This window comes from Azospirillum sp. B506 (assembly GCF_000333595.1).
GTDB lineage: Bacteria > Pseudomonadota > Alphaproteobacteria > Azospirillales > Azospirillaceae > Azospirillum.
In genome coordinates this window covers 1-1,809 of record NZ_BADK01000994.1, presented here as the reverse complement: position 1 = coordinate 1,809, position 1,809 = coordinate 1, and the positions used below count along the sequence as shown (strand labels likewise).

2 protein-coding genes and 1 pseudogene are annotated in these 1,809 nt (G+C 67.0%); all 3 read right to left on the bottom strand.

Annotated elements, in window-relative coordinates:
- Window positions 1-327, bottom strand: a 327-nt coding sequence (locus tag I71_RS30650; RefSeq protein WP_042703278.1) for an ATP-binding cassette domain-containing protein, incomplete at its 3' end; no start/stop codon positions are given.
- A 20-nt stretch (window positions 328-347) separates the two neighbouring features.
- Window positions 348-1,343, bottom strand: coding sequence for a YVTN family beta-propeller repeat protein (locus tag I71_RS30645; protein ID WP_199902292.1), 996 nt, complete (start codon window positions 1,341-1,343; stop codon window positions 348-350).
- Window positions 1,340-1,809, bottom strand: a pseudogene (locus tag I71_RS30640) (branched-chain amino acid ABC transporter substrate-binding protein); the annotation flags it as partial. The gene I71_RS30645 and the pseudogene I71_RS30640, both read right to left, overlap by 4 nt.

Genomic DNA, 1,809 nt, shown 5'->3' with positions numbered 1-1,809 from the left:
GATGCCATGCAGGGCCGCGAAATAGCGCAGATTCTGCAGCACCGTCAGGTCGAGTTCGAGCGTCGGCTGCTGAAACACCACGCCCAGTCGGCCCAAGGCGTCGCCCGGCGCTTGCGCGATGTCATGGCCGTGGATGCGCACATGCCCGGCGGTCGGCCGCAGCAGGCCGGTGGCGAGCGCGAACAACGTGCTCTTCCCAGCGCCGTTGGGGCCGAGCAGGCAGGTGAAGGCGCCGGGCATCACGCGGAAGCCGACATCCTCCAGGGCAAGGCGGTTCCCGCCATAGCCGTGGCGCAGCCCCTCGATCTCCAGTGCCGGCACCGTCATTCTGACGCCCCTTCCCTGTCTCAGCCCTTGACCGCCACGCCCCAGGGGTAACGGCCGACCTTGACGGTCTTGGTCACCTTCAGGCTGTCGACATCGATCACCGACACGTCGCCGCTGACCCCGTTGGTGGTGTAGAGCAGCTTCTGGTCCGGCGTCAGCGCCAGATGCCAGACGCGGCGGCCGACCAGCAGATAGTCCTTCACCTCGAAGGTCTTCGCATCCACCACCGCGACATGGTTGGCCGGACCGAGCGCCACGAAGGCGTAGCGGCCGTCGTCGGTCAGCTTGACGCCCACCGGCTGGATGCGGTCCTTGGCAACGCCCTTGATGTGGAAGTCGATGACCTTTCTGACCTGACGGGTGGTGGTGTCGATGACGCTGACGGTGCCGCCGATCTCCGACGAGACCCACAGCTGCGAACCATCCTTGGTGAACTGGGCGTAACGGGGGCGGGGTCCCACCAGCGTGTTGTCGACCACCGCGCGTTTTTCCATGTCGATCCAATGGACCATGCTGGTCGTCTCGGACGTGTTGACGCCCCAGCGGCCGTCGGGACTGACGTCCATTCCCTCCGGCTCTACCCCGACATCGACCTGGAAGGCGACCTTGCGCGTCGGCACGTCGACCACAGTGACGATGTTGCTGTCCTCATTGGCAATGATCAGGCTCTTGCCGTCAGGGCTGAGGGCGAACTGTTCGGGATCCTCGCCGGAGGGAAGGTTGTGCACGACCGTCTTGCTGGCGAGGTCGAAGACCTGCACCGTGTGGTCGTCGCTGGCGCAGATGAACAGCTGGGTGCCGTCCCTGGAGAGGGTGATGCCGCGCGGGCGCTTGCCGACCTTGATGGTGTCGGTGACAGCCATGGTCTTGCCGTCGATCACCGACAGCGTGTTGTCCTTCTCGTTCGACACATAGATGGTCTGGGCGGAGGCGGCCGAAGCCAGAAGGCCGGTGGCCGCGGCCAGGGCGGCCCAGGAAATGCCGGTGGCTAAGCCGGTGAAGCGGGCGGCTGTCATGGCGTGGTCTTTCCTCGCGTCTTGCAGAGCGTTTCCGGTTGGTCGTAGCCCAGGCTGTCCAGTTCGGTGCGCGGGTGCAGGAATCCGTCCTGCGGCGACACCGACACCAGGGAGCGGTCAGCGGCGAGCAGCACCGGCTGGCGCAGCTGGCCATCCCAGGGCCGCAGGCTGAGCGGTGCGCCGCGGAAGGCGGACATGGTGAAGTCCGGCGACTGGATGAAGGCGATCAGGCGGTCGGGATCGGCGGTGCGGGCGCGGGCGGCGGCCTCACCCACCACGCGGACGGCGGTCCAGTCATTGTGGTCGCGCGCCGTCATCGGTCGCTTGGCCGAGGTCTTGAAGCGGGATTGCAGCTGTGCAGCACCCCATTGCTCGTGCGTGCGGTGCCAGACGGTGGGGACCAGCCCCTGGGTGCCGGCGACGGGGCGCGGGTCGGCGGTGCGGTAGGACAGGTAGTCGCCGAATT

What these genes read in the sequence shown, in the direction of transcription:
- I71_RS30645 (WP_199902292.1), bottom strand. Translation starts at nt 1,343, where the DNA reads ATGACAGCCGCCCGCTTCACCGGCTTAGCCACCGGCATTTCCTGGGCC.